Genomic DNA, 26,874 nt, shown 5'->3' with positions numbered 1-26,874 from the left:
CGCTTCGCGAAATCGGCAAAGCGGGGTCTGCTCGTGTGTGGCCCCTGGATAGGCTGAGGGAATGAAGATCGCCCGATTCAGCCATGACGACGCCATCCTCTTCGGGATCGTCGATGACACCGACCTCGTCGTCCTCTCGGGCGATCCGCTCTTCGCCGGATACGAGCCGACCGGCGATCGCGTGCCGATCGCGGACGCGGTGATCCTGGCGCCGGTGATCCCGCGCTCGAAGATCGTCTGCGTCGGCAAGAACTATCACGATCACGCCGCCGAGATGGGGGGAGTGGCGCCTGAGGAACCGCTGCTGTTCCTCAAGCCCAACACCGCGGTGATCGGCCCGGGCGATGCGATCGTGCGTCCGTCGATCTCGGACCAGACCGAGTACGAGGGCGAGCTCGCCGTCGTGATCGGCAAGGTCGCCAAGAACGTGAGCCAGGCGGATGCGCTCGATCATGTGCTCGGGTACACGATCGCCAACGACGTCACCGCCCGTGACCTGCAGCGCAAAGACGGCCAGTGGTCGCGCGCGAAGGGCTTCGACACGTTCTGCCCCCTCGGCCCCACCATCAGCACCGACTTCGACCCGTCGGTCGCGACGATCGAGACCAGGGTGAATGGCGAGACTCGCCAGAAGGCGCCTCTGACCGACATGATCCACTCCGTGGCAGCGATCATCGAACACGCGTCGGCCGTGTTCACCCTGCTGCCCGGCGACGTCATCCTCACAGGCACCCCCGCGGGTGTCGGCACTTTCGACGCCGGTGACACGGTCGAGGTCGAGATCACGGGACTGGGGATCCTGCGCAACACCGTGCGCGACGCCGTGCGCGCATCATGACCGTCGTCGCGCTGACGGCGACCGAGCAGGCGGCCGTTCAGCGACGAACCGTCCTGGTGCTCTCTCTCGGGCAGGTGCTCGGCGGGATCGCCTTCGGCGCGACGGTGTCGCTCGGCGCGCTGCTCGCCGCCGACCTCTCGGGCAGCGACGCTCTCTCGGGCCTCGCCACCGCGTCGGTCACCCTCGGTGCGGCGCTGTGCGCGATCCCGCTCGCCCGTCTGGCTGCCAGGGTCGGCAGGCGGCGTGCGCTGACACTCGGCAACCTGTTCGCGCTGGTCGGGATCGCAGTGGTGATCCTGGCGGCGTCTCTGCGAGTGTTCCCTCTGCTGCTGGTCGGCATCCTGATGATCGGCGCGGGGAATGCCGGCAACCTCCAGTCCCGCTTCGCCGCGACGGATCTCGCCGCTCCGCAGCACCGAGGGCGCGATCTCTCTATCGTCGTGTGGGCGACGACAATCGGCGGCGTGGCGGGGCCGCTGCTGCTGGGCCCGGGCGAGATCGTCGGCGAGGCCATCGGCATGCCACCGCAGACCGGCTCCTACGCGTTCTCCTTCGTTGCCCAGTGCGCGGCGCTCATCCTCTACCTGATCGCGCTGCGGCCCGATCCTCTTCTCGCCGCTCAAGGCCTCGCCAGAGCGGCGGCAGCGGTGATCGGGCAGGTGCCGGTCGATCGTCCGGTGGTGGCTCGATACGCGATCTTCGCGGTCGCAGGCTCGCACGTCGTGATGGCATCCGTCATGGCGATGACTCCCGTGCACCTCGCGCACATGGCGCACGGCAGCGAAGGCATGGCACCCACGCCGGCTGATGTCTCAGCACTCGTCGGCATCACGATCGCTCTGCACGTCGGCGGCATGTACGCGCTCTCTCCGCTCTTCGGCATCCTCGCGGACCGCTGGGGGCGGTTGCGGGTGGTGCTGCTGGGACAGCTGCTCCTGGGCGGGGCGCTCGCCTTCGCCGTGTTCGTGAACGATCAGGAGTGGGGTGTGATGGTCGCGCTGATACTGCTGGGTCTCGGATGGAGTGCGGCGACCGTCGCCGGAGCGGCGCTGCTCACCGAATCGAGCGCGCCCGAGCTGCGAACACGACGACAGGGCCGGAGCGACTCGCTGATGAGCCTGTCGGCTGCGGCGGGCGCGGTGCTCGCCGGAGTGATCCTGTCGAACTATCAGTACGCGGGGCTCGGCATCGCGGCATCCCTGCTGGTGATCGCGATCGTCGCGCTCTCGCCTCTCGCCCGCTCCCGAACGCGATGAAGGACTGGGCGGGCACGGGGCGCGCATACGCCGACTCGTACGCCGCGTTGTGTGTCGGGACCGCAGGCTTCGTGCTCGACGAGCTCGGAGAAGCGCGTGGACGCTCCCTGCTCGATGTGGGCTCTGGCACAGGATCGCTCTCCGCGGCGTTCGCGGGCGCCGGCTGGAACGTCACCGGATGCGAGCCGGAGCCGACGATGCGAGAGATCGCGGTACAAGAGCACGCGGGGATTCCCGTGGTCGACGGTGCGCTGCCGCAGCTGCCGTTCCAGGACGGGGCCTTCGACGCGGTCGTCGCCAACTTCGTGCTGAATCATGTCGCCGAACCGCGGAGGGCGGCTCGAGAGCTCTCGCGAGTGTCGGCCGACGTCGTGGTGGCGACCGTCTGGACGAACTCGCCGACGTGGCTGTGGCGCGAGGTCTGCGACCGGGCGGGACTCACACCGTCGGCGGGGGAGCGACTGCCCCCGGAGCAGGACTTCGAGCGGACGGTCGACGGCTTCGCACGGATGCTGGACGACGCGGGCTGGAAGGGCACTCGAGCGTCGGAGATCACCTGGACGTGGTGGGCCGGTGTCGAGGCGCTGTGGGTGTCCGCAGAAGGCGGCGTCGGGGGAGCCGGCCAGTTCTACCGTGAGCTAGACGGGGCGGACCGCGCCGCATTCCGAGCGGCCTTCGATGCAGTGTGCTCAGAGCGGATCATCGACGGTCGCGTCCCGCTGGAGCATTCTGCTGCCATGGCGATCCGCTCGCACCGCTGAGACCCGCGCGTCGCGAGCGGCGAGCACGCGGTCTCGTCCGGCGCCGCTTCGTCGTGCGCCCCTGTGGCGCGCCGCACCGGCAACTAGAATCGGAGGGATATGGCTACTCCGCACCCCCTCACCACGACCGCCAGTGGCGCCGACGTCCGCGTCCGCTTCTGCCCCTCGCCGACCGGACTGCCGCATGTCGGCATGGTCCGCACCGCGCTCTTCAACTGGGCCTACGCCCGCCACACGGGCGGGAAGATGGTGTTCCGCATCGAGGACACCGACGCCGCCCGTGACAGCGAGGAGAGCTTCCGCCAGCTCGTCGACGCGCTCACATGGCTCAAGATCGACTGGGACGAGGGCGTCGAGGTCGGCGGACCGCACGCCCCGTACCGGCAGTCCGAGCGTCATGACATCTATCGCGGCGTCATAGACAAGCTGCTCGCCACCGGTGCGCTCTACGAGAGCTACTCGACGGCCGAGGAGATCGACGCCCGAAACGAGGCCGCCGGCCGCGCGAAGCAGCTCGGCTATGACAACTTCGATCGCACTCTGACAGACGAGCAGAAGGCCGCCTTCCGGGCCGAGGGACGTCAGCCCGCGCTTCGTCTCCGCGTGCCCGAAGAGGACCTCACCTACGTCGACCTCATCCGTGACGAGGTGACCTTCCCGGCCGGGTCGTTCCCCGACTTCGTGGTCGTACGCCCCAACGGCATCCCGCTGTACACCTTCGTGAACCCGGTCGACGACGCTCTCATGGGCATCACGCACGTGCTCCGCGGTGAAGACCTGATGCCGTCCACGGCGCGTCAGCTCGCGCTCTATGCGGCTCTCATCGAGGCAGGCGTCACCACGTTCGTGCCGCGCTTCGCCCACATGCCGCTGGTGCTGGGGGAGACCGGCAACAAGAAGCTCTCCAAGCGCGACCCGCAGGCGGACCTCTTCCTGCACCGCGATCGCGGATTCATCCACGAGGGACTGCTCAACTATCTGGCCCTTCTGGGCTGGTCGATCGGTCCCGACCGCGACGTGTTCTCGCTCGAGGAGTTCACCGAGGCGTTCGACATCGTGAACGTCAACCCGAACCCGGCCCGCTTCGACCAGAAGAAGGCCGAGTCGATCAACGGCGACCACATCCGCACGCTGGGGGAGAAGGACTTCGCCGAGCGGACGATCCCCTATCTCGCGGCCGCGGGCCTCTTCGACGAGCCCACGCACGAGCAGCTCGTGATGGCGTTCCGCGTCGCGCCGTTGGTGCAGGAGCGCGTTCAGCTGCTGGGTGAGGTGCCCGGGATGGTGGGCTTCCTGTTCAGTGACGACGTCTCCTATGACGCCGACGCGCTCAAAGGTCTCCCCGCCAACGCGGCAGAGGTGCTCGACGCCTGTGTCGCGGCTCTCGAGCCGGTGACCGAGTTCACTCCCGAGAAGGTCCAGGAGGCTCTCGCCGGAGCTCTGGTCGAGAAGCTCGAGCTCAAGCCGCGCATCGCCTACGGTCCTCCGCGCGTCGCCATCACCGGGCGTCGGATCTCCCCGCCGCTGTTCGAGTCGATGGAGCTGCTGGGCAAGGACGAGTCGCTGCGACGACTTCGCGCACTCTCGGAGTTCCTCGCGAACTGACATCGAGCAGCAGTGAAGAGGGAGAGCAGCCGAGAGGTGCTCTCCCTCTTCGCGTCACCGGCCGCGGGTGTTGCGCAGGAGCGGCGATCTCGCGCGACGCGCCCGGACGGAGCAAGGCGTTTTGGCATTCGGGCCGAGGCTCGGGTAGGCTTGACTCTCGGTGCGAGGCTCCGGTTTCGCCCTTGGGGTATGGTGTAATTGGCAACACGGCGGTTTCTGGTTCCGTTGTTCTTGGTTCGAGTCCAGGTACCCCAGCAAGACAAAACCCCCGCGCAAGCGGGGGTTTTGTCGTATCCGGGAGAGTTCCTACTCGCACTCCCCGATGAACTCGAGGTAGCACACGGCCTCGTGGGTCACCGCGGGCTCGTAGTCGTCGTTCGAGACCTGGCGCGTGTCCATCTCCGGTGTGCGGGTCAGGCTGCCGTAGGTGCCGAGGGTGGCCACGTAGTACCCGTCGCCGTCCAGTGCCTTCATCTCATCGATCGCCCCGCTGTAGTCGGTGCAGAGCAGCGTGGCCGTCTCGGTGAGCTCGACGCCGACGCAGGCGGCCGTGTAGGTCGCGACCATGAGGTTCGTGCAGTCCGTCCAGTCCTGGTTGACCGTGCACGGGTTCACGGCGTCCATCGAGACGTCGTAGCGTCCGGTCTCGTACTCCTCGCTGTGGAACGTCTCCGGCTTCTCGGGGACGTCGGTCTTGGTCCAGTGCCGGGCGGTGGTGAAGGCGACGACGACCACGATGGCAGCGATCAGCAGCAGAGCCCCGAGGATGGACAGCGTGACCCACAGACCGACCCTGCTCTTCTTGCGCGGTTCGGCATCGGCTGCCGGAGCGTAGCCGGGGTAGACCGCTGTGGCGCCCGCGGCGCCCTCGTATCCCGGGTACGGAGCCGTCGCGGCGAACGCAGGATCTTGAGCCTGCTCGGAACCCGGAGCACCTCCGTATGCGGGCGGCGGAGCGTCGTATGCCGGGGGCGGAGCGTCGTATGCGGGTGGTGGAGCGTCGTAAGCCGGGGGCGGAGCGTCGTATGCGGGCGGCGGCGTCTCTCCTGACGAGGGCGCGGGCGGCGGGGGAGTCGGGATCGTGGTGAGCCAGTAGGAGTACCAGCTCTGCGTCGAGGCGGGGTCGGCTGCGACCTGCTGCGCCTCGAGGTCGGTGAGCTGTAGCCCGAGGGCGCCGCGCAGATCAGGTCTCGTCAGGGACTCACGGAATTCCTCGAGTGACATCGTCATAGTCAAGAGAATGGCAGACCTTCATACCGGTCGACAATCCGCGTGGGGTTCGCTTAGCAGGTCGCCTCCCCGCAGCGCCATGCCCTTCACGCGCCGGGTCGGTCGCGGCATCGTGGTCGCACACGCGCCCACACTGCCGACAGGAGTCAGACGGATGGCACTCAGAAGAGTCGTGCCCGGAGAAGAACCCGGCATACGTCGTCGACGCTCGGGATCCGGCTTCCGCTACCTCGACGCCGGCGGTGAGGCGGTGTCGGAGGCCGATCGTGAGCGGATCCACGACCTCGCGATCCCACCGGCGTGGACGGATGTCTGGATCGCCGCCGATCCGCTGGCGCACATCCAGGCTGTCGGCACCGACGACGCCGGACGGCGGCAGTATCTCTACCATCCGCTGTGGCGGACAGGGAGGGATCAGCGCAAGTTCGCCCGCGCGCTGCGGCTGGCCGAGGCTCTACCTGCGGCCAGGGCGAAGGTGACGCGCGCGATCGGCGAAACCGGTCTCACACGTGGACGCGCTCTCGCGGTGTCTTTCCGGCTCCTCGACGACGCCGCTCTGCGGATCGGCTCGGAACGGTACCTCGTGAAGCATGGCAGCCGTGGTCTCAGCACGCTTCGACGCCGCGACGTCCGTATCGACGGAAGCACGGTCGCACTGAGCTTTCCGGCGAAGAGCAAGCAGCTGGCGTCGATCGAGATCACTGATGCTCCGCTGGCCGAGGCGCTGTCGGAGTTCTCCGTCGGATCCCCGCGTGCGCCGCTGTTGGCATACCGGAAGGGGCGGCGGAGGGTGCGCCTGACATCGGGAGAGGTCAACGACTATCTGCGCGAGGTGGCGGGAGCCGCCTTCACCGCGAAGGACTTCCGCACGTTGCACGGCACCATCCTCGCGGCGGATGCGCTGGCGCGTATCGGTCGACTCGAGACGAAGAACGAGCGGCGCCGTGCCGAGCGCCTGGCCGTGCAGGCCACGGCCTCGGCGCTCGGCAACACCCTCGCGGTGGCTCGAGGGAGCTACATCGACCCTCGCGTGTTCCGTCTCTACGCGCGGGGTCGCACCCTCGATCTCACCGTGTCGCCCGAGACCGCGATCCGCAGGCTGCTCGGGCGCTGACGACTGCTCAGCTCTCGCGCGGGTAGGTGTAGAAACCCTCACCGGTGGCGACGCCGAGCTTGCCCTTGTCGATGTACTGCTCCTTGAGCAGGTCGGCGAAGCGCTGCTGCTTCTCGCCGCCCATGCGCGAGATGTTGTAGGCAGTCGTCAGACCCACGATGTCGTAGATCTCGAAGGGGCCTGCGGGAGCGCCGGTGCCGATGCGCCAGGTCGCGTCGATCGCGTCCGGCTCGGCGATCCCATCGACGAGGAGCCCAGCTCCCGCTTCGAGGAACGGCACGAGGAGGGAGTTCAGCAGGTATCCTGCCTTCTCCTTCTTGATCTGGATCGGGACCATGCCGATCTGCGTGGCGAACTCGACGACCTTCTCGTAGACGGCAGGGTTGGTATCGGGCGTGCCCATCACCTCTGCGGTGTTGTGCGACCAGATCTCGTTCGCGAAGTGCAGCGCGAGGAAGCGCTCCGGGCGTCCGGTGGACTCTGACAGAGCGCTGGGCAGCAGTGTCGAGGAGTTCGTCGCGAAGATCGTCGTCGCGGGTGCCGTGTTCGCAAGGGTGCGGTAGATGCCTTGCTTGAGCTCCAGGTTCTCCGGGACGGCCTCGATCACGAGATCGGCGTTCGCAGCGGCATCCGCGAGGTCGGAGGTGAGGCGGATACGACCGACGGCCGCCTGCGCGCCACCGTCCGCCGCGTTCTCGATGCCGTCTGCCACGTAGCGCGCGGCGAGCGCATCGAAACGCTCCGCAGCACGGTCGAGCGCTGCCTGATCGATGTCGTATGCGACGACGTCGAATCCGTGGAAGGCGGTCTGGAACGCGATCTGCGATCCGAGTACGCCGGTGCCGAGAACGGTGATGCTCTTCATTTCTCTTCCTTCTCTGATGGCCTTGTGGGCCGGGGTCATGATGGGGCGTCGCCGCGGTCGAAGCGCTGGAGGTCGTGCGCGAAGCGCGACACCTCCGCATCCGACCACTGCTCGAGATGGGTGTCGATCACGTGCTGCAGCGTGTCGAGCGTTCCCAGGAAGGCTTCTTCGCCCTCGCGCGTGAGTGCCAGCGGGCGCCCGCGCCCCGCCGTGGCGGGCATCTCCTGCACGAGCCCGAGGGCGATGAGCGACGAGAGCTGCCTCGACACCGTGGATCGGTTCAGCCGGAACATCTGGGCGATGTCGGTGGAGCGGATTCCCGGCTCGTCGGCGATGGCCATCACGATCGACTGGTCGGTGATCGAGAGCGGCGTCTCGCCGGACCGTGCATCGACCAGGCCGCGGCGGGTGATCGCCAGCAGCGACCGCAGCACCGTCGTGCTGTCCTGACCTCGTGCGTCCGCATCATCGATCTGTTGCATACCGCAACTCTAGACCCGACTGTTGCATAATGCAACGTAGGGGCGGCGTCCGGCGTTCTGGACACGGGCATGATCTTCCGCGCCGGATGAAAGGATGGAGACATGCATACCGCCAACCTCACGCGAGAGGAGACCGCGGCGCGATCCGCCGCCGTCTCCGTTCGCAGCATCCGCGTCGAACTCGATCTGACCGGAGCGCCCGAGCGGGCTCGGAGCGGGTTCCCGACGGTCACGACGCTCGACTTCGCATCGACGACCCCGTCGACCTGGCTCGACTTCATCGGCGAGAGCGTGGACCGCGTCGTCGTCAACGGCGTCGACCAGGAGGTCGTCTACGACGGCGCCCGGATCGCCGTGCACGATCTCGCGGACGTGAACACGATCCGCGTCGAGGCAGTCGGGATCTACAGTCGGTCGGGTGAGGGGCTGCACCGTTTCCACGATCCTGTCGATGACCGCACCTATCTCTACACGCAGTACGAGCCCGCAGACTCGCGGCGTGTCATGGCGTGCTTCGAGCAACCGGACATCAAGGCTCCCTACACGTTCGTGATCGACGCGCCTGCGGGATGGGAGGTCCTCTCGAACCAGTCCGCGGCGACGGTCGACGCCGGCGTCGGGGTGCAGCGCGTCGAGTTCGCCCCGACGCTGCCGATCTCGAGCTACATCACCTCGGTCGCCGCGGGGCCCTATGCCCGCGTGGACGGCGACTGGCGGCGCGAAGAGCAGCACATCGCGCTGGGCGTGTTCGTGAGGCAGTCGCTGGCGCAGTATCTGGAGTCGGACGAGATCCTCGAGGTCACGCGTCAGGGCCTGGATTTCTTCACGGATGCTTTCGCGTACCCGTATCCCTGGGGCAAGTACGACCAGATCTTCGTCCCCGAGTACAACCTCGGCGCGATGGAGAACCCCGGGCTCGTCACCTTCACCGAGGCCTACCTCTCCCGAGGTGCGGCGACGGACGCCCAGCGGGCGGCTCGGGCGAACACGATCCTGCACGAGATGGCGCACATGTGGTTCGGTGACCTCGTGACCATGAAGTGGTGGGATGACCTGTGGCTCAAGGAGTCCTTCGCCGACTACATGGGCTCGCATGCGTCCGCTGTCGCGACGCGCTTCCACGACGCCTGGGTGAAATTCGCCGCCAACCGCAAGGCCTGGGCGTACCAGCAGGACCAGTTGCCGACGACCCACCCGATCGTCGCCGACATCACCGACCTCGAAGCAGCCAAGCTGAACTTCGACGGGATCACGTACGCCAAGGGTGCCGCTGTGCTCAAGCAGCTGGTCGCCTTCGTCGGCGATGACGCGTTCTTCGACGGCGCGCGCAGGTACTTCGCCCAGAACGCGTTCGGGAACACGACGCTCGACGACTTCCTCGTGCAGCTCAGCGCGGTGTCCGGCCGCGACATGTCCGAGTGGTCGCGCGCCTGGCTGCAGACCACCGGAGTCTCGACACTCTGGATCGAGAAGAATGCAGAAGGAGCATCCGTGCTCGTCCAGACCGACCCGCGCCCCCATCGCCTGCGCATCGGTCTGTACGACGACGTCGACGGCCGCGTCGTGCGCCGTGACCAGATCACGCTCGACATCCACGACGAGCGCACTCCGGTGGAGCTCCCAGACGCCGCCCTCGTGCTGCTCAACGACGACGATCTCACCTACGCCAAGGTGCGCCTCGATGAGGCATCGCTGACGACCGTGCAGAACTCGCTCTCCGCCGTCGAGGATCCGCTCGCGCGAGCGGTCATCTGGTCGTCTCTCTGGAACGCCGCCAGGGACGGAGAACTCGCCGCGACACGGTACACCTCGATCGTGCGGGCGCATGCGCCTCATGAGACGAACATCGGTCTCCTGGGCGGCGTACTCGCGAACGCGCTCTTCGCGATCCGGCATTATGTCGCGGAGGGCGACAGGGCACGGGAGCAGAGGCAGTGGGTAGAGGCGGCGTGGAGTGCACTCCAGTCGGCGGATGCCGGCAGTGATGCGCAGCTCTCGTGGGCACGCGCTCTCGCGACGGCCTCTGCCTTCGATGACGCCCGCGCACGAGACATCCGCGCGATCCTGGACGGAGAGACGCCCGAGCGGCTCGTCGTCGACCCGGACCTCCGCTGGCAGCTGCTGACCGCGCTCGTGACGACGGGTCATGCCGGCGTGGACGAGATCACGGCGGAGCAGCAGGCCGATGACACCGGGAGCGGCCGCACCGCCGCGCGCCGCGCCCTCGCGTCGGTTCCGGACGCCGCCGTGCGCGCCGAGGCCTGGGAGAAGGCGTGGAACGACGAGTCGCTCAGCAACGATCATCTCGACGCGGTCATCAGCGGATTCCGCGCGGGCGGACGACGCGACCTGATCGCGGGCTTCGACGACGAGTACTTCGCAAGGATCGGCGACGCCTGGTCGGAGCGGAGCATCGAGCTGGCGCGGCGCCTGGTGGTGGGGCTGTTCCCGGCCGCGCCGAGCCTTGCGCCGGTGGATGCCTGGATCGCCGACAACGCCTCGGCACCCGCCGCTCTGCGACGTCTCGTCGTCGAGCAGCGCGATCACCTCGCACGTGAGCTTCGCGTGCGGGCAGCACAGGCTCAGTCGGAGTCGAGTTCCTCGGCGGTGCTCTGACCCACGGCGAGGTGGTCCGGTCGGTCGTCGCTCTGCGTCACCAGCACGAGCGCGATGTAGGCGGCCCAGGCACGTGCGCGCACCCAGGTCGCGTCGTCGTAGCGAGAACCTGTGGCAGCGCGGAACGCCTCGCGCCCCGGCGCGTCGAAGAGCATCCATGCCGACGCGAGGTCGTAGGCGGGGTCGCCGATGGTGACGTCGCCGAAGTCGATGAGCGCCGAGAGCGAGCCTCCGTGCACCAGGATGTTGCCGGGGTGGAGATCGCCGTGGATCCAGACCTGTTCGACACTCGGCGCTGCCGCCAGTCCTTCGTCCCACGCCGCGCGCAGTGCCGACCGGGTCGAGAGGGCATCGAGGCGAGGGCGCATGGCGCCGTCGCGCGTGGTCAGCTCTCGACCGCGCACGGGATTGACCGGAGCGTCGTCAGGAGCCGGAGCGTGCAGGGCACGAAGCGCCTCGGCGAGCCGCGGCGCCCACGAAGAGTTATCGGCCCGCGAGAACGCGAGGGCGTTCGATCCGTCGATCCAGGGGATCACCGACCACGGCCTGGGGAACATGTCGTTCGGAGCTCCGGCGAGCACGGGGACGGGCGTCCGGACTCCGAGCACCGCCAGCGACGGCCCGATCTCGGGCAGGGCGCGCTGCTCGTTCGCGATGAGCGGCACTGCGAGAGCGCGTCTGGGCAGCCGCACGGCGAGATCGGCACCCAGGCGCCACATCGCGTTGTCCCATCCTTCGGCGAAGAGACTGAGCGGAAGATCGGCCAGGTGTGGCGCCGCCGCGCGGAGCAGCGCGCGCACGCCGTCCTCGTCGAGCGAGTACTCCGCCGAGGGGGAGTCGGCCATGCTCAGATGTCGAGCGACTCGCCCGGCTCGAGCACCGAGAACTCGCCGCCGCCCTGCTCGGTCGCCCACTGCAGTCGCTGACGGTGCATCGTCTTGCCTGCCACGGAGAGCGTCATGTCGTGGGTGCCGAACGCGCGACGCGGCTTCACCGCCAGAACGTAGTCCATCGCCTCGCCGATCTTCAACCATGGAGCGCCGAGGGGGGCGGCGAGGGTGCCGACCTCGATGCCCTCGGGCACGGCGTAGGAGTCTCCGGGGTAGTAGAACTCGCCGTTCACCAGCACCCCGACGTTCTCGACAACCGGGAGAGACGAGTGGATCACCTCGTGCGTGCCGCCGAAGAAGCGGAGTGAGAACGCTCCGACCTCCACGGTGTCGCCCGGTGCGACGACCGAGATCTCATACCCGTCTGCCGCGCGCGCGACGCCGGCCGGTGCGTAGATCGGCGTGCCGGGAGCCGCGCGGAGGATGCGGTCGAGGTGCTCGGGGGTCCAGTGGTCCGGATGCTCATGGGTGATGACGACGGCGACGAGGCCGGCGAGATCGTTCAGCGGAGCGGTGAACGAACCCGGATCGACGAGAAGGATGTCATCGCCCTGCTGGATGCGAAGAGCGGCATGTTCGAATTTCGTGACGCGCATGGGATGAGTCAACTCCTTCCCGGCGTCCCTGGCAAACCGTCCTGCGGTCGCGCCACGCCCGGGAATCGATGAGGGTCGGGCTCGATTTGGCGACGTGAGAATCGTCGTGGCATACTTGAACAGTTGTCGCGGCACGGAAACGTTCCGCCAGACGGCCCCATCGTATAGCGGCCTAGTACGCTGCCCTCTCACGGCGGTAACGCGGGTTCGAATCCCGCTGGGGTCACACAACACACGAAAGCCCTCGGTTCTCTGAGGGCTTTCGTCGTATCCGGGGTGCATCGCCGCTTGGGAGGACGGTCAGGCCGCGTTCCGGCGTGCCCCCGTCAGCCACAGCGCGAGAGCTGTGCACGCGAGCGCGATCGCGGCCAGCGGGAAGTCGAGTCCGTACGCGGTGATCGCGATGATCGGTGCGATGAACACCAGCACCGCGGTGACCACAGCGGCCGTCGATGAGAACCGTGCCGGACCCGCGGCCGGAGCCTTCTCGAACCGGATCAGCCAGAGCGACAGCACCCAGACGGCGGCGAGCACGACGAGGAGGAACAACGGCCGGGTCCACCACCAGACCGCGCTTCCCGGTGCAGGGAGCGGGAAGGGGAGTGCGATCTGGATGCCGATCAGCACCATGATCATCGGCAGATGCCAGAGATAGATGGTCATGAGCCGTGAGCCGATCAGGAAGACCACGCCCTGGGCCGCTCGATGCCTCATGAGTGCCGTCAGAGGTGCGTGCAGCAGCGTGAGGGCGGCGGCCTGGATGACGGCGAGCATGACCATGGCTGTGGTCGGAGGCCACTGGTTGCCGAGCATGTTCCATGAGTATCCGCCCATCGAGACGAGCCCCCAGAGCGCCGCGTAGCCGGCGCCGATGAGCAGCAGCAGCTGCCACCAGCGGCGCGCACCGAACCAGCCGTCGAACAGGAAGAAGCCGATCTGCTGCGCGAACAGCCAGACGAACACGATGTTCGGGATTCCGAAGAGCTCCTGGCCGAGACCGTAACCCGTACCGGCGACAGGCTGGATGCCGAGGAAGCCGCCGATCACGGTGAACCGGAACGTGTCCACGAGCACGGCACCCGCGAGGAGGCCGAGAAGCACCCAGGCGCCGAATCTCTCGTGCAGCCTCATCATCGCCGGAGCGAGCGCCTGGACGATCATGTAGGCGGCGAGGAACCACAGCGGAGAGCCGACGCCGATCGCGACCGTGTCGACGAGCGCGGGATCGACGCCGATCAACCGCGTGGCGCCGAGGACGACGGTGAAGAAGACGAAGAGCGGGAGCGCGGGGCGCGCGAGTCGCAGGAGGCGCACGCGCACGAAGTCCTCCGCGGAGTCTCCGCGGGCCGACGTCGATCGCCATCCCGCACGGGCCGCGTAGCCGCCGACGACGAAGAACAGCGGCATGATGTTCGCGATCCAGGACGCCGCAGTGAACCAGGACTGCGCTTCGACGGTGCGCTCGATCAGCAGCGACCCGTCAGCCGCCCGGCCGACACCCGTGAACAGGATGTGCACGAAGACGACCAGGACGACGCACACGACCCGCGCCAGATCGAGGGTGAGATCGCGGCCCGCGGGGACGGTGCGGGTCGTCGAGTCGGTGGCGGCGCTGCTCATGCCGACGACTCTAGCGGCGGCGGGAGGCCGTCGACGGGAACGACCGCCGGAGCGGGGCTCAGGTCGTCGGCGCGAGGCTGAGCTGTCGGAACGTACGGTTGCTCAGTGGCAGAGCCATCAGCGCCATCATCATGCCGCCGAAGAGAGCGAAAGGCACCCAGACCGCTGTGATCGAGGCGAGCAGGCCGAATCCGGCCATGGCGAGGGGCATGATGCAGTCGTCGCCGAGACGGGTGATCGAGCCCATCCTGCCGAGGTAGGCGGTGTCGACCGTGGCAGAGAAGGTGGCGCTCAGGAGCACCGAGGCGTACCCCGCGGTCGCGCCGATGACGAAGGCCGCGGTCGCGACCGTCCATGCAGCGCCCCAGCCGAGTGCGACGATGCCGGCGCCTTGGACGACGAGCGCCCAGAAGCCGGCGAATGCCTCTCTTCGCGGCCGCCATTTCACGACCGACACGGCGCCGAGCGCCGCTCCCAGCCCGAGCAGCGCCTCGAACAGTCCGACCGCCTGGGCGCCCCATCCCTCGTCGTGCGCGCGCAGCGCGAGCCCGATCCCCACGGCCGGGCCGACCGCGAGGTTGAGTCCCGAGAGCGCGATGACGAGCGTGCGGGTCGTCGGGTGGGTGCCGAGGTGGGAGAACCCGCGGGCGATGCCGTGCAGCACAGACTCCCTCGCCGCGCGCGCGAGCAGGAAGCGCGGTCTCAGCCAGATCGCGATGAAGGCGATGACGAGACTGAAGGTGAGGGCGTTGACGTCCGCGCTGCCGACGAGTCCCGTGTAGGCGACGAGCACGCCGCCGATCGCCGCACCGGCCATCGTGCCGAGGCGTGACGTGGTCTGCGCGAGCGCTCCGTACGAGGGGAGATCACCCGGTCTTACGAGCTGGCGGGCGACGGTTCCGGCCGACGGCTCGTAGAACGCGTCGCAGATCCCGAAGGCGATCGCCGCGAACAGCAGGACGCCGACGCTCGGCGGGGTCGCGAGGACCCAGAGGGCCACGACGACGAGCACTCCGACCCGCAGCACGGTGAAGAGCATCATCACCCGGCGGGCATCGGCGCGGTCGGCGATCACACCGCCGAAGAGCAGCACGATCGCCCGGGGGATCGTGCCGGCGGCGACGATGAGCCCCGCGACCGCCGGCGAGGCGGTCTGCACGGCCGTCCAGGCGAGGGCGATGGTCCACAGGGCATCCCCGGCATCCGAGAGCGCCTTGACGCCGATCCAGGCGTGTACACGACGGTCTCGTCGGAACGGTGGCGGCTCCGACAGCTGCACCGGTTCGGCCGTGGCGCTCATGGCGTCGTCGGGAACGCGTGCGCGAAGAAGAATATCGGCGTGCGCTCCTGCCCGTCCTCGAGATCGACGGACGCCCGCCATTCGTCCATCGTGCGCAGAACGCGCGCGCTCAGATCCCGGAGCTCGTCAGGAGACGCCCAGGCGGTCGTCTCGGTGTTCGAGGCGTCGTACGCGGCATAGGCGGGGTCTTGATGGCGGCGCTGCCACCGCTGAAGGCGATCGATCTGCATCCGGATGCCCTGGCGCTGTGCCTCCCGTGCGAGCAGAGCGTCGGCGGGGGAGTCGGCGTAGTCCTCCGCCGACCAGGTGAGCCCACGTCGAGCGAGCTTCCACCAGCTGGTGCGACGGTCGCCGGAGGGATCTTCCTCGCGTTCGACGAGCCCGGCTCGTTCGAGCATCCGCAGGTGGTGGCTGATGCTCCCGACCTGGCTCCCGAGCGATCGTGCGAGCGTGGTGACCTTCGTGGTGCCGTACAGCAGCAGGTAGTCGTAGATGCGACGGCGCAGAGGGTGGTGCACGGCCGTGATCACCGAGATGTCTTCCATGCACGCAACGGTAGGACCGGTTCCGAGTTCCCACAAGACTTCTTGTATATCCCGGAAAGACAACGAAAGGGCCGCCTCTCACTGAGAGCGGCGGCCCTTTCGGAGGATGCGGATCAGTCCTCGGCAGGCGGTTCGCCGGCTGCCCGGCGAGTGCGCCGTGCACGCCGGATGAGCCAGATCACCAGCACGACCGCGCCGGCCAGGGCGAGCCACGGCAGGATGAAGCCGACAGCCACGACCAGCGCGTTCAGCGACACCACGAGGCCGTTCCAGCCGGCGAGGAGGCCGTCTCCGAAGCCGGCCGGATCGGCGGTCGTCGGCGGCGTCGCACGGGTCAGCTGCACCTGGAGGCTCGACATGGCGACCTGGTCGTCGAGAGAGGCGAGCTGCTGCTCGTAGGACTCGAGCTGCGCCTGACGATCCGTGAGCGCGACCTCGGCCTCGATCAGTTCCGCGACCGTCCCGGTCTGCGACATCAGCTCTGTGAGTCGCTGCACAGATGCCCTGGTGGCGTCCACGCGCGCACGCAGATCGATCGCCGTCGAGGTGACATCCTGCTTCGAGATCGACGAGGAGAGCACTTCGCCCGAATCCGCGAGCTCGTCGATGACCGCGGCGAGGTCGGCCGAGGGCACGCGGATGCTGATCCAGCCGTACCCGGGGTCGGAGGGCGCCGGTTCCGCTGTGCCGTCGACGGCGACGCTCTGACCGATCTCGGTGCTCTCGACGAAACCTCCGTGCGACTCGGCGAGTGCGGAGAGCGCGGCAGCGGCGTCCCCGACGTCCTTCACCTGCACCGTGGCATTCGCCGTCGCGATGATCTCGCGGTCGGTGACGTCGACGGCGCCCGGCACCGGGTTCGATGACTCCGCGGAGTCGGAGGCGCCTCCGGGCGCGCTCTGATCGATGGATCCGGACCGCGAGTCCTCCAGAGCGACGCCGGCGGGCATTCCTCCGCCCTCCGCAGTGCTCATGGCGCTGCCGCCCACGATGCCGAGGATCGGGGGAGTGACCAGGACGCCCACCACGAACGCAGCGGCTATCCCTGTACCGGTCAGCCAGCGGCGGCGGCGCGCTCGCGAGCGGGCTGCGGTGGGGGTCTCGCGGAGGCGTTCGGTCGCGATCTCCGCGAACACCGAGCGCTCGATGCGGGTCATCGCAGCATCCGAGAGATCGGGGAGGTCGTCGGAGGTGTTCTTGTCGTTCATGCGTCGCTCGCTTCCTTCACGGCACCGCGCAGTCGGGTGCGGACTCGGGAGAGACGGTTACGGACGATCGCGTGGCTCACGCCCAGCTCCTCGGCCGCGGCCTGGTAGGCGTATCCCTCTGCGGCGCAGAGGCGGAAGATCTCGCGGTCGAGGTCGCTCAGGGTGCCGACCTCTGCCGCGATCCGCGCCGCCAGGGCTGCGGTGATCACCTGCTCCTCGACGCTGATCGTCGAGGCGATCGTGTCATCGACGGCATCCGTCGTGTTCGCCCGGTCGCGCCTGCGCTGTCGCAGCCGGTTCGCGGCCTGGAATCGGCAGATCGTCGCGAGCCACGGGAGCAGGGACTCGCCCTGCAGCTCGAGCCCCGGGAGCTTGCGCCACGCGGTGACGAATGTCTCCTGGGTCACGTCCTCGGCGTCGGCAGGCGAGCCGAGCAGACCGTGGGCGATCCAGTAGACCGGTCTGACATGTGAGCGGTACAGCTCGCGGAAGGCGCTCTCGTCACCTGTCGCGGCCTGCGCCACCCATTTCTGATCACTCGTCTGCACGGGCATCCTGTTTCCGTTCGGTGTCTCTCACCAGGGAAGTGTCGACGGATGCCCCATCGTCTCAGATCAGTGTGCGGGGGTCGCGTGCGCCTTCGCGAGCGTCTGCTGCGACATGCGGTCGATCCACGCCAGCGCGACCGCCGAGACGATGAACACCATGTGGATGACGACCTGCCAGAGGACGCCGGTCGGTGTGTACTTCTCGCCGTCGGTGCTGATCCCGCTCTCGCTCATGCCGCCGACCTCGATGAAGGTCTTGAGCAGGTGGATCGAGGAGATGCCGATGATGGCCATCGCCAGCTTGACCTTGAGCACGTTGGCGTTCACGTGCGACAGCCATTCCGGCTGATCGGGGTGCCCGTCGACGTTGATCCGCGAGACGAACGTCTCGTAGCCGCCGATGATGACCATGATGAGCAGGTTCGCGATCATGACGACGTCGATCAGGCCGAGCACGGCGAGCATGATGACGGCCTCGTCGAGATGCGAGATGTCGCCGATGACACCCTCGATCAGATGCCAGAGCTCCACCATGAAGACGACGACGTAGACGAGCTGGGCGACGATGAGGCCGATGTACAGCGGGGCCTGCAGCCAGCGGCTGACGAAGATGAGCGATCCGATCGACCGCGCCCACGGATTCCGCGGCGGAGTGTCGAGGGGAGCGAGGCCGTGTTCTGCAGTGGAGGAGGTGGGGGTCGCGGTCACGCGAACCATTCCACCATGCCGCGTTCGCTCCGCTACAATCGGTGACGCGAGAGGGAGTATCCCGCAAGCGCATCCACCGTCATCACGAGCACCGTCATCGCTGCTCCGGTCGTGCGACGCATTCCATGCGTGGGAGAGACTTTCGGCTGTTTTCCGACCCCTCCCGAAAGGTGCAGAGCACCCGTGGACATTCCTGTCTGGTTCGAGATCACCTCGATGATCGTGCTCACGATCATCCTGATCGGCGACCTGCTCCTGATCCGACTCCGCCCGCACATCCCCTCGACCAAGGAGTCGACGCTGTGGGTCGTGTTCTACGTCGGTCTCGCGCTGCTCTTCGCCGTGCTGCTCGGGAATGTGGCGGGGTGGCGCAATGCCGGGGACTTCATCACCGGCTGGGCGCTGGAATACAGTCTCTCGATCGACAACCTGTTCGTCTTCGTGCTGATCATGGCCCAGTTCGCGGTGCCGCGACGTCTGCAGCAGCAGGTGCTGATGGTGGGCATCATCATCGCCCTCGTTCTGCGCGGCGCGTTCATCCTCGTCGGTGTGGCGGTCATCGAGCACTTCTCGCCGATCTTCTACATCTTCGGAGCCTTCCTCATCTACACCGCCATCAAGCAGGCGATGCCGGAGGGAGAGCACGAAGACGACGTCAAGCGCGAGAACTTCATCGTGCGTCTGCTCCGTCGCAGGATCGACATCAGCGAGGAGTACGACGGATCGAAGCTCCGCACGACGGTCGACGGCAAGCGCATGTGGACGCCGATGGTCATCGTGTTCATCACGATCGGCGTCACCGACCTGATCTTCGCGATCGACTCGATCCCCGCGATCTTCGAGATCACGACCAACGGATTCCTCGTCTTCGCGGCGAACATCTTCGCTCTGATGGGTCTCCGCCAGCTCTACTTCCTGCTGGGCGACCTGCTCGACCGCCTGCGCTACCTGCACTACGGCATCGCGGTGATCCTCGGCTTCATCGGCATCAAGCTGATCCTGCACGCGCTGCACGAGAACGAGCTGCCGTTCATCAACGGTGGCCAGCACGTCGAGTGGGTGCCGGACATCGACAACCTCGTCTCGCTCGGCGTGATCGTCGTGTCGATGACGGTCGCGACCGTGGCGAGCCTCATCGCGGCGTCGCGCGAGAAGTCGGCCGCGAAGAAGGCGGCGATCGTCGAGTAGGAGCAGGGCCCATCACTCGGCCGACCAGAGCAGCTCGGCCTCGAGCGTGAGGTCGATGACCTGACGCAGCAACGCGCCGACGGTCGTCGACCTCAGCAGCGTATGCCGGTCGTACTCTCCGAGCGGTGCGATGGCGGCGAGCTGCCACGACGCCGCGAGCGGATCGTCCGACAGCTCGGTCGCGGGATCCCACGGCCCTTCGACACGGGCGAGGACGCGCCGCACGATCGCCTCGGCTTCGGTGCGCAGCGGGGTGAGCGCATCATTCCAGATCAGCTCCGGGAGCGGCGAGACCTCGGCACGCGGATACGGCTCGTCACCCCTCCACTGCTCGACCGTGAAGCGGTCGGTGCCGATCGCGACGATGTGCAGCACGTCGGCATCCGCCGAGACGGTGGCGAGCCTGGCGGTCGTGCCGATGGTGGTTCGGCGATCGCCGCTGCCGACCTCGTGACCGCGCTCGATGAGCACGACGCCGAACCGCGGATCGTCCTGGTCGAGGAGCTGTCCGATCATCGTCAGATACCGCGGTTCGAACACCCGGAGCAGCAGCGGCGTGTGCGGAAAGAGCACCGAGCCGAGCGGGAACATGGGGAGAGCGACCATGGCCCCAGTCAACACCGCACGCCCTCCTGTGAACAGCGTCGATCGACGGGCAGCGCCGAGCGACGAGCAGCGCCGTACAGTGAGGACATGCGCAGACCCGACCCGATCGCCCCGGCCCCCGGACAGGAATCCGTGTGGGACTACCCTCGGCCGCCCAGGGTCGAGCGGGTGCCGCAACGCGTGACCATCCGCCTGGGCGGTGAACTCATCGCCGACACGCGCGATGCGGTGCGGGTGCTCGAGACGAGTCATGCTCCCGTGTTCTACCTGCCGATCGCCGACTTCGTCGACGGAGCACTCGCTGATGCCCCCGGCTCGTCGTTCTGCGAGTTCAAGGGTGCCGCCCGGTATCTCGATGTGCGCGGCGGATCCCTCGTGGCGGCGGGAGCGGCCTGGAACTACCCGAACCCCACGCCTGGCTTCGAGATGCTGGCGGACAGCGTCGCCGTGTACGCGGGGCCGATGGACGAGTGCACGGTCGGAGGCGAGACCGTCGTTCCGCAGCCGGGCGGGTTCTACGGAGGTTGGGTGACGTCGTCGATCGTCGGGCCGTTCAAGGGCGTGCCGGGCTCCATGGGCTGGTAGTCGGTGCGCTGGTAGTCGGTGGGCGCCGTTCGCTCAGAACGCGCGCAGATTCGCCTGTAGTCCGCCATCGACGTACTCGCGGCGTAGTAGGCCGCGGCGACGAAGAACCGGCACGAGCTCGTCGAGCGTGCGGTGCAGCGACACGGGATGGAAGTCGCCCCACAGGAGCACGCCGTCGTTGCCCCAGTCGCCGAGCTCCTCGATGAGGTCGGCGAACTCCTCTGCCGTTCCGACGAACCCCGATCGGTCGGCGATCCGACCGGTGCGGGCGAGGGCAGTCAGATGTGCGCGCAGCGGGGCATCGTCCCCGCGGTCGCCGATCAGGCGCCGGATGCTGCCCTGGGAGACATGCTCGCCGAAGATCGACAGGTCGAGCGGGCCATCGAGGTCGAGCGCCGTCAGATCGGTCTCGAGATCGCTCGACTGCTTGCGAGCGATCTGCACCAGGGCCGCGTCATCAGGATCGGCGGATGCGGCGACGACGCGATCCGCCTCCTCCGGCGACGACGTGATGACCGGCTGGATCGCGAACAGGATGGTGATGTCGGCGGGGGAGCGGCCCGCAGCGATCGCCGCGTGATGGATCTTCGCCCGGTACGAGCGAACGGACGCTTCGTCCAGCGGTGCCAGTGCGAGCTGCACATCGGAGTTGGCGCCGGCGAAGCCGAGACCGCGTCCAGAGCCCCCGGGCGAGACGATCGCCGGTTCGCCATCCGTGAAGGGAACCGCGTTCAGAGGGCCGTCGAACGCGAAGTGCTCCCCACGGTGTCTGACGGCGCGCAGCTTCGATCCGTCGGCGAACACCCCTGTCTCGCGGTCCTGCACCAGCGCACCTTCGCCCCAGCTCCGCCAGAGCGATCGGATGCCGTCGAGCCACTCCTCGGCGCGGTCGTAGGCGGCGTCATGGCCGAGCTGGTCCGCTGCGGAGAAGTGACGCGCGCTCCCGGTGTCCGTGACGACGTTGAGCCCGAGCCGGTGGCCGCTGAGATGCTGCAGCGTCGAGAACTGCCGTGCCGCCGTGTAGGGAAGGTACGCCGCAGGATTGACTGTGGGCACGACGCCGAGATGGCGGGTGGCCTGGAAGAGATAGGGAGCGAGGAGCAGGGGATCGTGCTTCGGGCCGCCGAACGCGTGGCGCACCCGCAGGTCGATGGTGTCGGCGGATCCGAGAGAGGGCGCATCCTCGATGATGACGAGGTCGAAACCCGCCTGCTCCAGAGTGCGAGCGGCCTCCTGATAGATCTCGGGACGCGTCCAGTCGTAGTCCCAGTCCAGCGACGGGTATCCCCACCCCTGCGGTCCGAAGCCGCGAGCGAGGAACCAGCCGAAGTGCTGGGGCCCGCTCATGCGACGGCCTCCCGTGCGGGCTCGAGCACACGGGCGAGGTCCGAGATGAGGTCGGCGACGTCCTCGATGCCGATCGAGAGACGCAGAGTCCCGGGCCGGACGCCCAGGAGGTCCCGCTCCTCCTGCGTGCGGTGGGCGTGGCTGGTGGTGCCAGGGTGGAGGACGAGCGAGCGCACATCGCCGATGTGGGTCATGTGCGTGAAGACGTCGACGCTCTCGACGAAGTCACGTGCCGCGTCGAGCCCGCCGCGGAGGGTGAACGTGAAGATCGAGCCGTGGCCGCCGTGCAGGTACTTCTGGGCGAGCGCGTGATCGGGGTGGGTCTCGAGACCGACGTAGTCGACGCTCTCGACCGCGTCCTGCGCGGCGAGCCAGCGGGCCACCTCGAGGGCGTTGCGGGACTGACGCTCCACCCGCAGACCGAGCGTCTCGGCGCCCTGCCCGATCAGGAACGCGTTGAGAGGAGACGGTGACGCCCCGAAGCGGGGTGCCACGGACTCGCGCGCATAGGCGATGCGGGCCTTGCCCCCGTGCCGGGAGGCGACGCTCGGAAGACCACCGCGGCCAGGGAGCACGAGGTGCGGCGCGTTGTGACCGGCTTTCTCGGCGTCGAAGCGTCCGTCGTCGACGACGACCCCGCCGAGGACGGAGCCGTGGCCGGCGAGGAACTTCGAGGCGGAGTGCACCACGATCGCGGCGCCATGCTCCAGAGGACGCACGAGGAAGGGCGTGGCGAGGGTGTTGTCGACGATGAGCGGGATCGCCGCGTCGTCCGCGACGGCGCTCACGGCTGCGATGTCGAGGATGTCGTTGCGGGCGTTCGCGATCGACTCGGCGAACAGTGCTCTGGTGTTCGGGCGGATGGCCTGTCGCCATGCCTCAGGGTTCCCGATGTCGTCGATGAACGTGGCGTCGATGCCGAGGCGGGCGAGATTGTCGAGCAGGAGCCCGCGGGTGCCTTCGTAGATATGCGTGGACGAGACGATGTGGTCGCCTGCTCCCGCCACCGTCAGGAGTGCGGTGACGACCGCCGCCTGGCCGCTGGCGACGAGAACCGCGTCCGCTGCGGACTCGAGCGCGGCGAGCTGGCGTTCGACGGCATAGATCGTGGGATTGCCGGTGCGCGTGTAGCCGAAGCCTGCACCCGTGCCGAAGTGGTTCGCCGCATGATCGAAATCGTCGAACTCGAAGCCCGCGGTCAGATAGATGGGAGTCGCCCGAGATGAGGCGGCGCCCTGATTCCTGGCGGCGTGGACGGCCCTGGTGGCGAAGCCGGTGGTGTCGTCGGTCATGCGGGTGCCTCTCGAAGGTGCGGGTGACAGTAGCGTGTCACGCGGCGACTCGGCGCGCTGAAGCGGTGGTAATCTGACGTCATGCGGATCGTGCTCCTTCTTAGCGGCCGCGACGAGACCTCGTTCTGAGCCCCTCCTCGTCGCGGAGTCCAACGTGGGCCGAACCGCCAGCTTCAGGAGAAACGCAATGAACATGCCCGCAGCAGACTCTGCTCCCGCACGCCGCAGGACCCTCGCCGAGAAGGTCTGGGACGATCACCTCGTCGTCAAGGGTGAGAACGGCGAGCCGGACCTCATCTACATCGACCTGCACCTCGTGCATGAGGTGACGAGCCCGCAGGCCTTCGACGGCCTGCGCTCCGAAGGCCGCCCCCTGCGCCGGCTCGATCTCACGATCGCCACCGAGGACCACAACACCCCGACGTGGGACATCGACAAGCCCATCGCGGACCTCACCAGTCGCACGCAGATCGAGACGCTGCGCCGCAACGCCGCCGAGTTCGGAGTGCGTCTGCACTCGCTCGGCGACGCCGAGCAGGGTATCGTGCACGTCGTCGGCCCGCAGCTCGGGCTCACGATGCCGGGAATCACCGTGGTCTGCGGTGACTCGCACACATCCACCCACGGCGCTTTCGGGGCCATGGCGTTCGGCATCGGCACGAGCGAGGTCGAGCACGTGATGGCGACCCAGACGCTGCCGCTGAAGCCGTTCAAGACGATGGCCATCAACGTCGAAGGAACCCTGCGTCCCGGTGTCACGGCGAAGGACATCATCCTCGCCGTAATCGCGAAGATCACCACCGGCGGCGGTCAGGGCTACGTCCTGGAGTTCCGCGGCAGCGCGATCCGCGCGCTGTCGATGGAGGGCCGCATGACGATCTGCAACATGTCGATCGAGGCCGGTGCCCGCGCAGGCATGGTCGCCCCCGACGAGACGACCTTCGAGTACCTGAAGGGGCGCCCGCACGCACCCAAGGGTCAGGACTGGGACGACGCGGTCGCGTACTGGCGCACGCTCCCCACCGACGAGGGGGCGACGTTCGACGCAGAGGTCTTCATCGACGCCGACGAGCTCGAGCCGTTCGTGACCTGGGGAACCAACCCCGGTCAGGGCAGCTCCCTCTCCGCCGCCGTCCCCGACCCCGCCGAGATCGTCGACGCCAACGAGCGCGCGGCAGCCGAGCGGGCCCTCGAGTACATGGATCTGACACCGGGCACGCCTCTCAAGGAGGTGCCGGTGGACGCCGTCTTCATGGGCTCGTGCACGAACAGCCGCATCGAGGACCTCCGCGCCTTCGCATCGATCGTCGAAGGAAAGAAGAAGGCGGACGGAGTCCGAGTCATGGTCGTTCCCGGCTCTGCCCGTGTGCGGCTGGAGGCGGAGGCGGAGGGGCTCGACAAGATCATCAAGGACTTCGGCGCCGAGTGGCGATTCGCCGGCTGCTCGATGTGTCTCGGGATGAACCCCGATCAGCTCGCTCCGGGGGAGCGCTGCGCGTCGACCTCCAACCGCAACTTCGAGGGTCGACAGGGCAAGGGCGGGCGCACGCACCTGGTGTCACCGCTGGTCGCTGCGGCGACCGCGATCCGCGGCACCCTCTCGAGTCCCAGCGACCTGAACGAGATGGCGGAGGTCTGACCATGGAGAAGTTCACCACACACACGGGTATCGCCGCTCCGCTGAAGCGCTCGAACGTCGACACCGACCAGATCATCCCCGCGGTGTTCCTGAAGCGGGTCACGAAGACCGGATTCGAGGACGCGCTGTTCCACGGCTGGCGCCAGGATCCGGAGTTCGTGCTCAACCAGCCCGCTTTCCAGGGCGCATCCGTCCTGGTCGCAGGCCCCGATTTCGGTACCGGATCGAGCCGCGAGCATGCGGTCTGGGCACTGCGCGACTTCGGCTTCGCGGTGGTCCTGAGCCCGCGTTTCGCGGACATCTTCCGGGGCAACTCGGGCAAGCAGGGGCTCCTCGCTGCGACGATCTCGGAAGAGGATCTCGAGCGCATCTGGGCCGAGATCGACCGGAATCCCGGGGCGTCCATCACCGTCGACCTCCAGGCGCGCATCGCGTCGATCGGTGAGATCCAGGCTGACATCGGGATCGACGATTACACTAGATGGCGGCTCCTCGAAGGGCTCGATGACATCGGGCTCACGCTGCGCAACGAAGACAAGATCGCGCAGTTCGAGGCCCGTCGCGAGTCGTGGCGGCCCCGGACCCTTCCCGTTCAGCAGTGAACGGCGAGGCGGGGGAGCCGAGGGCGACCCCGCCCCGAATTCCGTTGAATGAAGTGAGGCTCCGAATGACGACACCTGTGCGCGACGCTCTTCCGGACGGAGTTCCCCCACTCACCGGAGACGTCCTCGCCATTCGCGGAGGGCGCCCCCTGCGCGGCCGTGTCGACGTCAAGGGCGCGAAGAACCTCGCGACCAAGGCGATGGTGGCCTCCCTGCTCGGTGAGACCGTCAGCGTGCTGCGCGACGTCCCCGCCATCAGCGACGTCGCTGTCGTCCGCTCGCTGCTCGAGGTCCACGGCGTGCGCGTCTCCGACGGCGATGAGCCCGGTGCGCTCGTCTTCGACCCGAGCGACGTCGAGTCCGCTCACTTCGAGGAGATCGACGCGCACGCCGGCGCGTCCCGCATCCCGATCCTCTTCTGCGGGCCTCTGCTGCACCGTCTCGGTCAGGCGTTCATCCCCGACCTGGGCGGATGCCGCATCGGCGACCGTCCCATCGACTTCCACCTGGATGCGCTCCGCAAGTTCGGCGCCATCGTCGAGAAGCTGCCCAGCGGCATCCGTCTCTCGACCGGCGGGGCACGCCTGCACGGCGCGAACATCCACCTCCCGTACCCGAGCGTCGGAGCGACCGAGCAGGTGCTGCTCACCGCCGTCCGTGCCGAGGGCACCACGGAGCTGCGCAACGCCGCCATCGAGCCCGAGATCATGGATCTGATCGCGGTGCTGCAGAAGATGGGCGCGATCATCTCGTACGAGCCGAACCGCGTCATCCTCATCGAGGGCGTAGAGACGCTTCGTGGATACGACCACCGCTCGATCTTCGACCGCAACGAGGCCGCCTCCTGGGCGTCGGCCGCACTCGCCACGGACGGAGAGATCTTCGTGGGCGGGGCGAAGCAGCAGGAGATGCTCACGTTCCTCAACGTGTTCCGCAAGGCCGGTGGATGGTTCGACATCCAGGAGGACGGGATCCTGTTCCGTCGCGACGGCGAACTCAAGCCGGTCATCGTCGAGACCGACGTGCACCCCGGATTCATGACCGACTGGCAGCAGCCTCTCGTCGTGGCGCTCACCCAGGCCAAGGGCCGCTCGGTGGTGCACGAGACGGTCTACGAGAACCGTCTGGGCTTCACCGAGGCGCTCGTCAAGATGGGCGCCGACATCGTCGTGCACCCCCGCGGACTGCAGGACGGAGCCCGTCGCGTCCCGCGCCGGGACCTCGAGCAGGCCGCGGTCATCACCGGACCCACCCCGCTGCACGCTGCAGACATCGTGGTGCCGGACCTCCGCGGCGGGTACAGCCACGTCATCGCAGCTCTGACCGCCGAGGGCGAGTCGAGGGTGTCCGGAGTGGACATCCTCAGCCGCGGATACGAGAAGTTCCTCGCCAAGCTCGATGCCGTGGGCGCCGACTTCGACGTCATCCGGTGA

At 67.9% G+C, this 26,874-nt stretch carries 25 protein-coding genes and 2 tRNA genes; 13 read left to right on the top strand and 14 right to left on the bottom strand.

Annotated features, from left to right (window positions below; genetic code table 11):
* The first annotated feature begins 61 nt into the window (after positions 1-61).
* The 5 genes from ACQ4LY_RS15840 (at position 62) to ACQ4LY_RS15820 (ending at position 4,715) form a co-directional block, all read left to right on the top strand.
* Positions 62-838, top strand: a complete 777-nt coding sequence (locus ACQ4LY_RS15840; RefSeq protein WP_431073012.1) for a fumarylacetoacetate hydrolase family protein — start codon at positions 62-64, stop codon at positions 836-838.
* The gene (locus ACQ4LY_RS15835; protein WP_431073010.1) at positions 835-2,094 is read left to right on the top strand and encodes an MFS transporter; all 1,260 of its coding nucleotides are present in this window, start codon (positions 835-837) and stop codon (positions 2,092-2,094) included. The genes ACQ4LY_RS15840 and ACQ4LY_RS15835 overlap by 4 nt, the downstream gene beginning before the upstream one ends.
* The gene (locus tag ACQ4LY_RS15830; protein ID WP_431073008.1) at positions 2,091-2,855 is read left to right on the top strand and encodes a class I SAM-dependent methyltransferase; all 765 of its coding nucleotides are present in this window, start codon (positions 2,091-2,093) and stop codon (positions 2,853-2,855) included. The genes ACQ4LY_RS15835 and ACQ4LY_RS15830 overlap by 4 nt, the downstream gene beginning before the upstream one ends.
* 99 nt (positions 2,856-2,954) lie before the next feature.
* Entirely contained in the window at positions 2,955-4,460 is a 1,506-nt protein-coding gene (gene gltX, locus ACQ4LY_RS15825) for a glutamate--tRNA ligase (RefSeq protein ID WP_431073006.1), read from the top strand.
* A 183-nt stretch (positions 4,461-4,643) separates the two neighbouring features.
* A tRNA-Gln gene (locus ACQ4LY_RS15820) sits at positions 4,644-4,715 on the top strand.
* A gap of 51 nt (positions 4,716-4,766) precedes the next feature.
* On the opposite strand, the gene ACQ4LY_RS15815 is transcribed toward ACQ4LY_RS15820, so the two are convergent.
* A complete protein-coding gene (locus tag ACQ4LY_RS15815; protein WP_431073004.1) occupies positions 4,767-5,684 on the bottom strand; it encodes a hypothetical protein in 918 nt (305 codons plus the stop codon).
* A 160-nt stretch (positions 5,685-5,844) separates the two neighbouring features.
* Here ACQ4LY_RS15815 and ACQ4LY_RS15810 point away from each other — a divergent pair, with 160 nt between their 5' ends.
* A complete protein-coding gene (locus tag ACQ4LY_RS15810) occupies positions 5,845-6,804 on the top strand; it encodes a DNA topoisomerase IB (RefSeq protein ID WP_431073002.1) in 960 nt (319 codons plus the stop codon).
* 7 nt (positions 6,805-6,811) lie between these two features.
* Here the strand turns inward: ACQ4LY_RS15810 and ACQ4LY_RS15805 are convergent, their stop codons facing one another.
* Positions 6,812-7,669 carry a 3-hydroxyacyl-CoA dehydrogenase gene (locus tag ACQ4LY_RS15805; protein ID WP_431073000.1) on the bottom strand — a complete coding sequence of 286 codons (858 nt, stop codon included), beginning with the start codon at positions 7,667-7,669 and terminating at the stop codon, positions 6,812-6,814.
* Positions 7,670-7,704: 35 nt separating this feature from the next.
* Entirely contained in the window at positions 7,705-8,151 is a 447-nt protein-coding gene (locus tag ACQ4LY_RS15800; RefSeq protein WP_431072998.1) for a MarR family winged helix-turn-helix transcriptional regulator, read from the bottom strand.
* Positions 8,152-8,253: 102 nt separating this feature from the next.
* Here ACQ4LY_RS15800 and pepN point away from each other — a divergent pair, with 102 nt between their 5' ends.
* Entirely contained in the window at positions 8,254-10,767 is a 2,514-nt protein-coding gene (gene pepN / locus ACQ4LY_RS15795; RefSeq protein WP_431072996.1) for an aminopeptidase N, read from the top strand.
* Here pepN and ACQ4LY_RS15790 read toward each other — a convergent pair.
* Positions 10,734-11,612 carry an aminoglycoside phosphotransferase family protein gene (locus ACQ4LY_RS15790; RefSeq protein WP_431072993.1) on the bottom strand — a complete coding sequence of 293 codons (879 nt, stop codon included), beginning with the start codon at positions 11,610-11,612 and terminating at the stop codon, positions 10,734-10,736. The two genes, pepN and ACQ4LY_RS15790, sit on opposite strands and share 34 nt — an antisense overlap.
* Before the next feature lie 2 nt (positions 11,613-11,614).
* Positions 11,615-12,253, bottom strand: coding sequence for an MBL fold metallo-hydrolase (locus ACQ4LY_RS15785; protein WP_431072991.1), 639 nt, complete (start codon positions 12,251-12,253; stop codon positions 11,615-11,617).
* A 153-nt stretch (positions 12,254-12,406) separates the two neighbouring features.
* Here ACQ4LY_RS15785 and ACQ4LY_RS15780 point away from each other — a divergent pair.
* A tRNA-Glu gene (locus tag ACQ4LY_RS15780) sits at positions 12,407-12,479 on the top strand.
* A 74-nt stretch (positions 12,480-12,553) separates the two neighbouring features.
* On the opposite strand, the gene ACQ4LY_RS15775 is transcribed toward ACQ4LY_RS15780, so the two are convergent.
* The 6 genes from ACQ4LY_RS15775 to ACQ4LY_RS15750 form a co-directional block, all read right to left on the bottom strand.
* Positions 12,554-13,873 (bottom strand): acyltransferase family protein, encoded by a 1,320-nt coding sequence (locus ACQ4LY_RS15775; protein ID WP_431072989.1) that lies wholly within the window; start codon positions 13,871-13,873, stop codon positions 12,554-12,556.
* A gap of 58 nt (positions 13,874-13,931) precedes the next feature.
* Complete coding sequence (locus ACQ4LY_RS15770) at positions 13,932-15,173, bottom strand: MFS transporter (RefSeq protein ID WP_431072987.1); 1,242 nt, start codon at positions 15,171-15,173, stop codon at positions 13,932-13,934.
* Positions 15,170-15,718 carry an ArsR/SmtB family transcription factor gene (locus tag ACQ4LY_RS15765; RefSeq protein ID WP_431072985.1) on the bottom strand — a complete coding sequence of 183 codons (549 nt, stop codon included), beginning with the start codon at positions 15,716-15,718 and terminating at the stop codon, positions 15,170-15,172. The genes ACQ4LY_RS15770 and ACQ4LY_RS15765 overlap by 4 nt, the downstream gene beginning before the upstream one ends.
* Before the next feature lie 113 nt (positions 15,719-15,831).
* A complete protein-coding gene (locus tag ACQ4LY_RS15760) occupies positions 15,832-16,926 on the bottom strand; it encodes a DUF4349 domain-containing protein (RefSeq protein WP_431072983.1) in 1,095 nt (364 codons plus the stop codon).
* Positions 16,923-17,480: an RNA polymerase sigma factor gene (locus ACQ4LY_RS15755; RefSeq protein ID WP_431072981.1), complete on the bottom strand. Its 558-nt coding sequence runs from the start codon at positions 17,478-17,480 to the stop codon at positions 16,923-16,925. The genes ACQ4LY_RS15760 and ACQ4LY_RS15755 overlap by 4 nt, the downstream gene beginning before the upstream one ends.
* 60 nt (positions 17,481-17,540) lie before the next feature.
* On the bottom strand, positions 17,541-18,182 hold the full coding sequence (locus tag ACQ4LY_RS15750) for a TIGR00645 family protein (protein WP_431072979.1): 642 nt from the start codon (positions 18,180-18,182) through the stop codon (positions 17,541-17,543).
* A gap of 183 nt (positions 18,183-18,365) precedes the next feature.
* On the opposite strand from ACQ4LY_RS15750, the gene ACQ4LY_RS15745 reads away from it, so the two are divergent.
* Positions 18,366-19,370 (top strand): TerC/Alx family metal homeostasis membrane protein, encoded by a 1,005-nt coding sequence (locus ACQ4LY_RS15745; protein ID WP_056308001.1) that lies wholly within the window; start codon positions 18,366-18,368, stop codon positions 19,368-19,370.
* A gap of 12 nt (positions 19,371-19,382) precedes the next feature.
* Here the strand turns inward: ACQ4LY_RS15745 and ACQ4LY_RS15740 are convergent, their stop codons facing one another.
* Complete coding sequence (locus ACQ4LY_RS15740; protein ID WP_431072976.1) at positions 19,383-19,976, bottom strand: LON peptidase substrate-binding domain-containing protein; 594 nt, start codon at positions 19,974-19,976, stop codon at positions 19,383-19,385.
* Positions 19,977-20,063: 87 nt separating this feature from the next.
* Here ACQ4LY_RS15740 and ACQ4LY_RS15735 point away from each other — a divergent pair, with 87 nt between their 5' ends.
* A complete protein-coding gene (locus ACQ4LY_RS15735) occupies positions 20,064-20,561 on the top strand; it encodes a DUF427 domain-containing protein (protein WP_431072974.1) in 498 nt (165 codons plus the stop codon).
* A gap of 33 nt (positions 20,562-20,594) precedes the next feature.
* On the opposite strand, the gene ACQ4LY_RS15730 is transcribed toward ACQ4LY_RS15735, so the two are convergent.
* Positions 20,595-21,908 (bottom strand): LLM class flavin-dependent oxidoreductase, encoded by a 1,314-nt coding sequence (locus ACQ4LY_RS15730; protein ID WP_431072972.1) that lies wholly within the window; start codon positions 21,906-21,908, stop codon positions 20,595-20,597.
* Positions 21,905-23,200, bottom strand: coding sequence for an O-acetylhomoserine aminocarboxypropyltransferase/cysteine synthase family protein (locus tag ACQ4LY_RS15725; protein ID WP_431072970.1), 1,296 nt, complete (start codon positions 23,198-23,200; stop codon positions 21,905-21,907). Before ACQ4LY_RS15725 ends, ACQ4LY_RS15730 begins: the two co-directional genes overlap by 4 nt.
* A gap of 193 nt (positions 23,201-23,393) precedes the next feature.
* Between ACQ4LY_RS15725 and leuC the strand changes: the two genes are divergently transcribed.
* From leuC to murA, 3 genes are all read left to right on the top strand, one after another.
* Positions 23,394-24,839: a 3-isopropylmalate dehydratase large subunit gene (gene leuC / locus ACQ4LY_RS15720; protein WP_431072968.1), complete on the top strand. Its 1,446-nt coding sequence runs from the start codon at positions 23,394-23,396 to the stop codon at positions 24,837-24,839.
* A gap of 2 nt (positions 24,840-24,841) precedes the next feature.
* Positions 24,842-25,441 carry a 3-isopropylmalate dehydratase small subunit gene (gene leuD / locus ACQ4LY_RS15715; RefSeq protein ID WP_431072966.1) on the top strand — a complete coding sequence of 200 codons (600 nt, stop codon included), beginning with the start codon at positions 24,842-24,844 and terminating at the stop codon, positions 25,439-25,441.
* A 65-nt stretch (positions 25,442-25,506) separates the two neighbouring features.
* Positions 25,507-26,874 (top strand): UDP-N-acetylglucosamine 1-carboxyvinyltransferase, encoded by a 1,368-nt coding sequence (gene murA, locus ACQ4LY_RS15710; protein WP_056307987.1) that lies wholly within the window; start codon positions 25,507-25,509, stop codon positions 26,872-26,874.

Source organism: Microbacterium phyllosphaerae (genome assembly GCF_050628115.1).
Classification (GTDB): Bacteria; Actinomycetota; Actinomycetes; order Actinomycetales; family Microbacteriaceae; genus Microbacterium; species Microbacterium phyllosphaerae_A.
The sequence above is the reverse complement of the archived record's forward strand: the minus strand, read 5'-3'. Positions and strand labels throughout refer to the sequence as shown.

Bases quoted from the DNA above. Each gene is read 5' to 3' on its own strand.
- ACQ4LY_RS15835 (WP_431073010.1), top strand. From the start codon at position 835: ATGACCGTCGTCGCGCTGACGGCGACCGAGCAGGCGGCCGTTCAGCGA.
- ACQ4LY_RS15815 (WP_431073004.1), bottom strand. From the start codon at position 5,684: ATGTCACTCGAGGAATTCCGTGAGTCCCTGACGAGACCTGATCTGCGC.
- ACQ4LY_RS15770 (WP_431072987.1), bottom strand. From the start codon at position 15,173: ATGAGCGCCACGGCCGAACCGGTGCAGCTGTCGGAGCCGCCACCGTTC.
- ACQ4LY_RS15840 (WP_431073012.1), top strand. From the start codon at position 62: ATGAAGATCGCCCGATTCAGCCATGACGACGCCATCCTCTTCGGGATC.
- ACQ4LY_RS15790 (WP_431072993.1), bottom strand. From the start codon at position 11,612: ATGGCCGACTCCCCCTCGGCGGAGTACTCGCTCGACGAGGACGGCGTG.
- ACQ4LY_RS15830 (WP_431073008.1), top strand. From the start codon at position 2,091: ATGAAGGACTGGGCGGGCACGGGGCGCGCATACGCCGACTCGTACGCC.
- ACQ4LY_RS15765 (WP_431072985.1), bottom strand. From the start codon at position 15,718: ATGGAAGACATCTCGGTGATCACGGCCGTGCACCACCCTCTGCGCCGT.
- gltX (WP_431073006.1), top strand. From the start codon at position 2,955: ATGGCTACTCCGCACCCCCTCACCACGACCGCCAGTGGCGCCGACGTC.
- ACQ4LY_RS15755 (WP_431072981.1), bottom strand. From the start codon at position 17,480: ATGCCCGTGCAGACGAGTGATCAGAAATGGGTGGCGCAGGCCGCGACA.
- ACQ4LY_RS15740 (WP_431072976.1), bottom strand. From the start codon at position 19,976: ATGGTCGCTCTCCCCATGTTCCCGCTCGGCTCGGTGCTCTTTCCGCAC.
- ACQ4LY_RS15800 (WP_431072998.1), bottom strand. From the start codon at position 8,151: ATGCAACAGATCGATGATGCGGACGCACGAGGTCAGGACAGCACGACG.
- leuD (WP_431072966.1), top strand. From the start codon at position 24,842: ATGGAGAAGTTCACCACACACACGGGTATCGCCGCTCCGCTGAAGCGC.
- ACQ4LY_RS15725 (WP_431072970.1), bottom strand. From the start codon at position 23,200: ATGACCGACGACACCACCGGCTTCGCCACCAGGGCCGTCCACGCCGCC.
- ACQ4LY_RS15730 (WP_431072972.1), bottom strand. From the start codon at position 21,908: ATGAGCGGGCCCCAGCACTTCGGCTGGTTCCTCGCTCGCGGCTTCGGA.
- ACQ4LY_RS15785 (WP_431072991.1), bottom strand. From the start codon at position 12,253: ATGCGCGTCACGAAATTCGAACATGCCGCTCTTCGCATCCAGCAGGGC.
- ACQ4LY_RS15805 (WP_431073000.1), bottom strand. From the start codon at position 7,669: ATGAAGAGCATCACCGTTCTCGGCACCGGCGTACTCGGATCGCAGATC.
- ACQ4LY_RS15735 (WP_431072974.1), top strand. From the start codon at position 20,064: ATGCGCAGACCCGACCCGATCGCCCCGGCCCCCGGACAGGAATCCGTG.
- ACQ4LY_RS15775 (WP_431072989.1), bottom strand. From the start codon at position 13,873: ATGAGCAGCGCCGCCACCGACTCGACGACCCGCACCGTCCCCGCGGGC.
- leuC (WP_431072968.1), top strand. From the start codon at position 23,394: ATGCCCGCAGCAGACTCTGCTCCCGCACGCCGCAGGACCCTCGCCGAG.
- pepN (WP_431072996.1), top strand. From the start codon at position 8,254: ATGCATACCGCCAACCTCACGCGAGAGGAGACCGCGGCGCGATCCGCC.
- murA (WP_056307987.1), top strand. From the start codon at position 25,507: ATGACGACACCTGTGCGCGACGCTCTTCCGGACGGAGTTCCCCCACTC.
- ACQ4LY_RS15810 (WP_431073002.1), top strand. From the start codon at position 5,845: ATGGCACTCAGAAGAGTCGTGCCCGGAGAAGAACCCGGCATACGTCGT.
- ACQ4LY_RS15760 (WP_431072983.1), bottom strand. From the start codon at position 16,926: ATGAACGACAAGAACACCTCCGACGACCTCCCCGATCTCTCGGATGCT.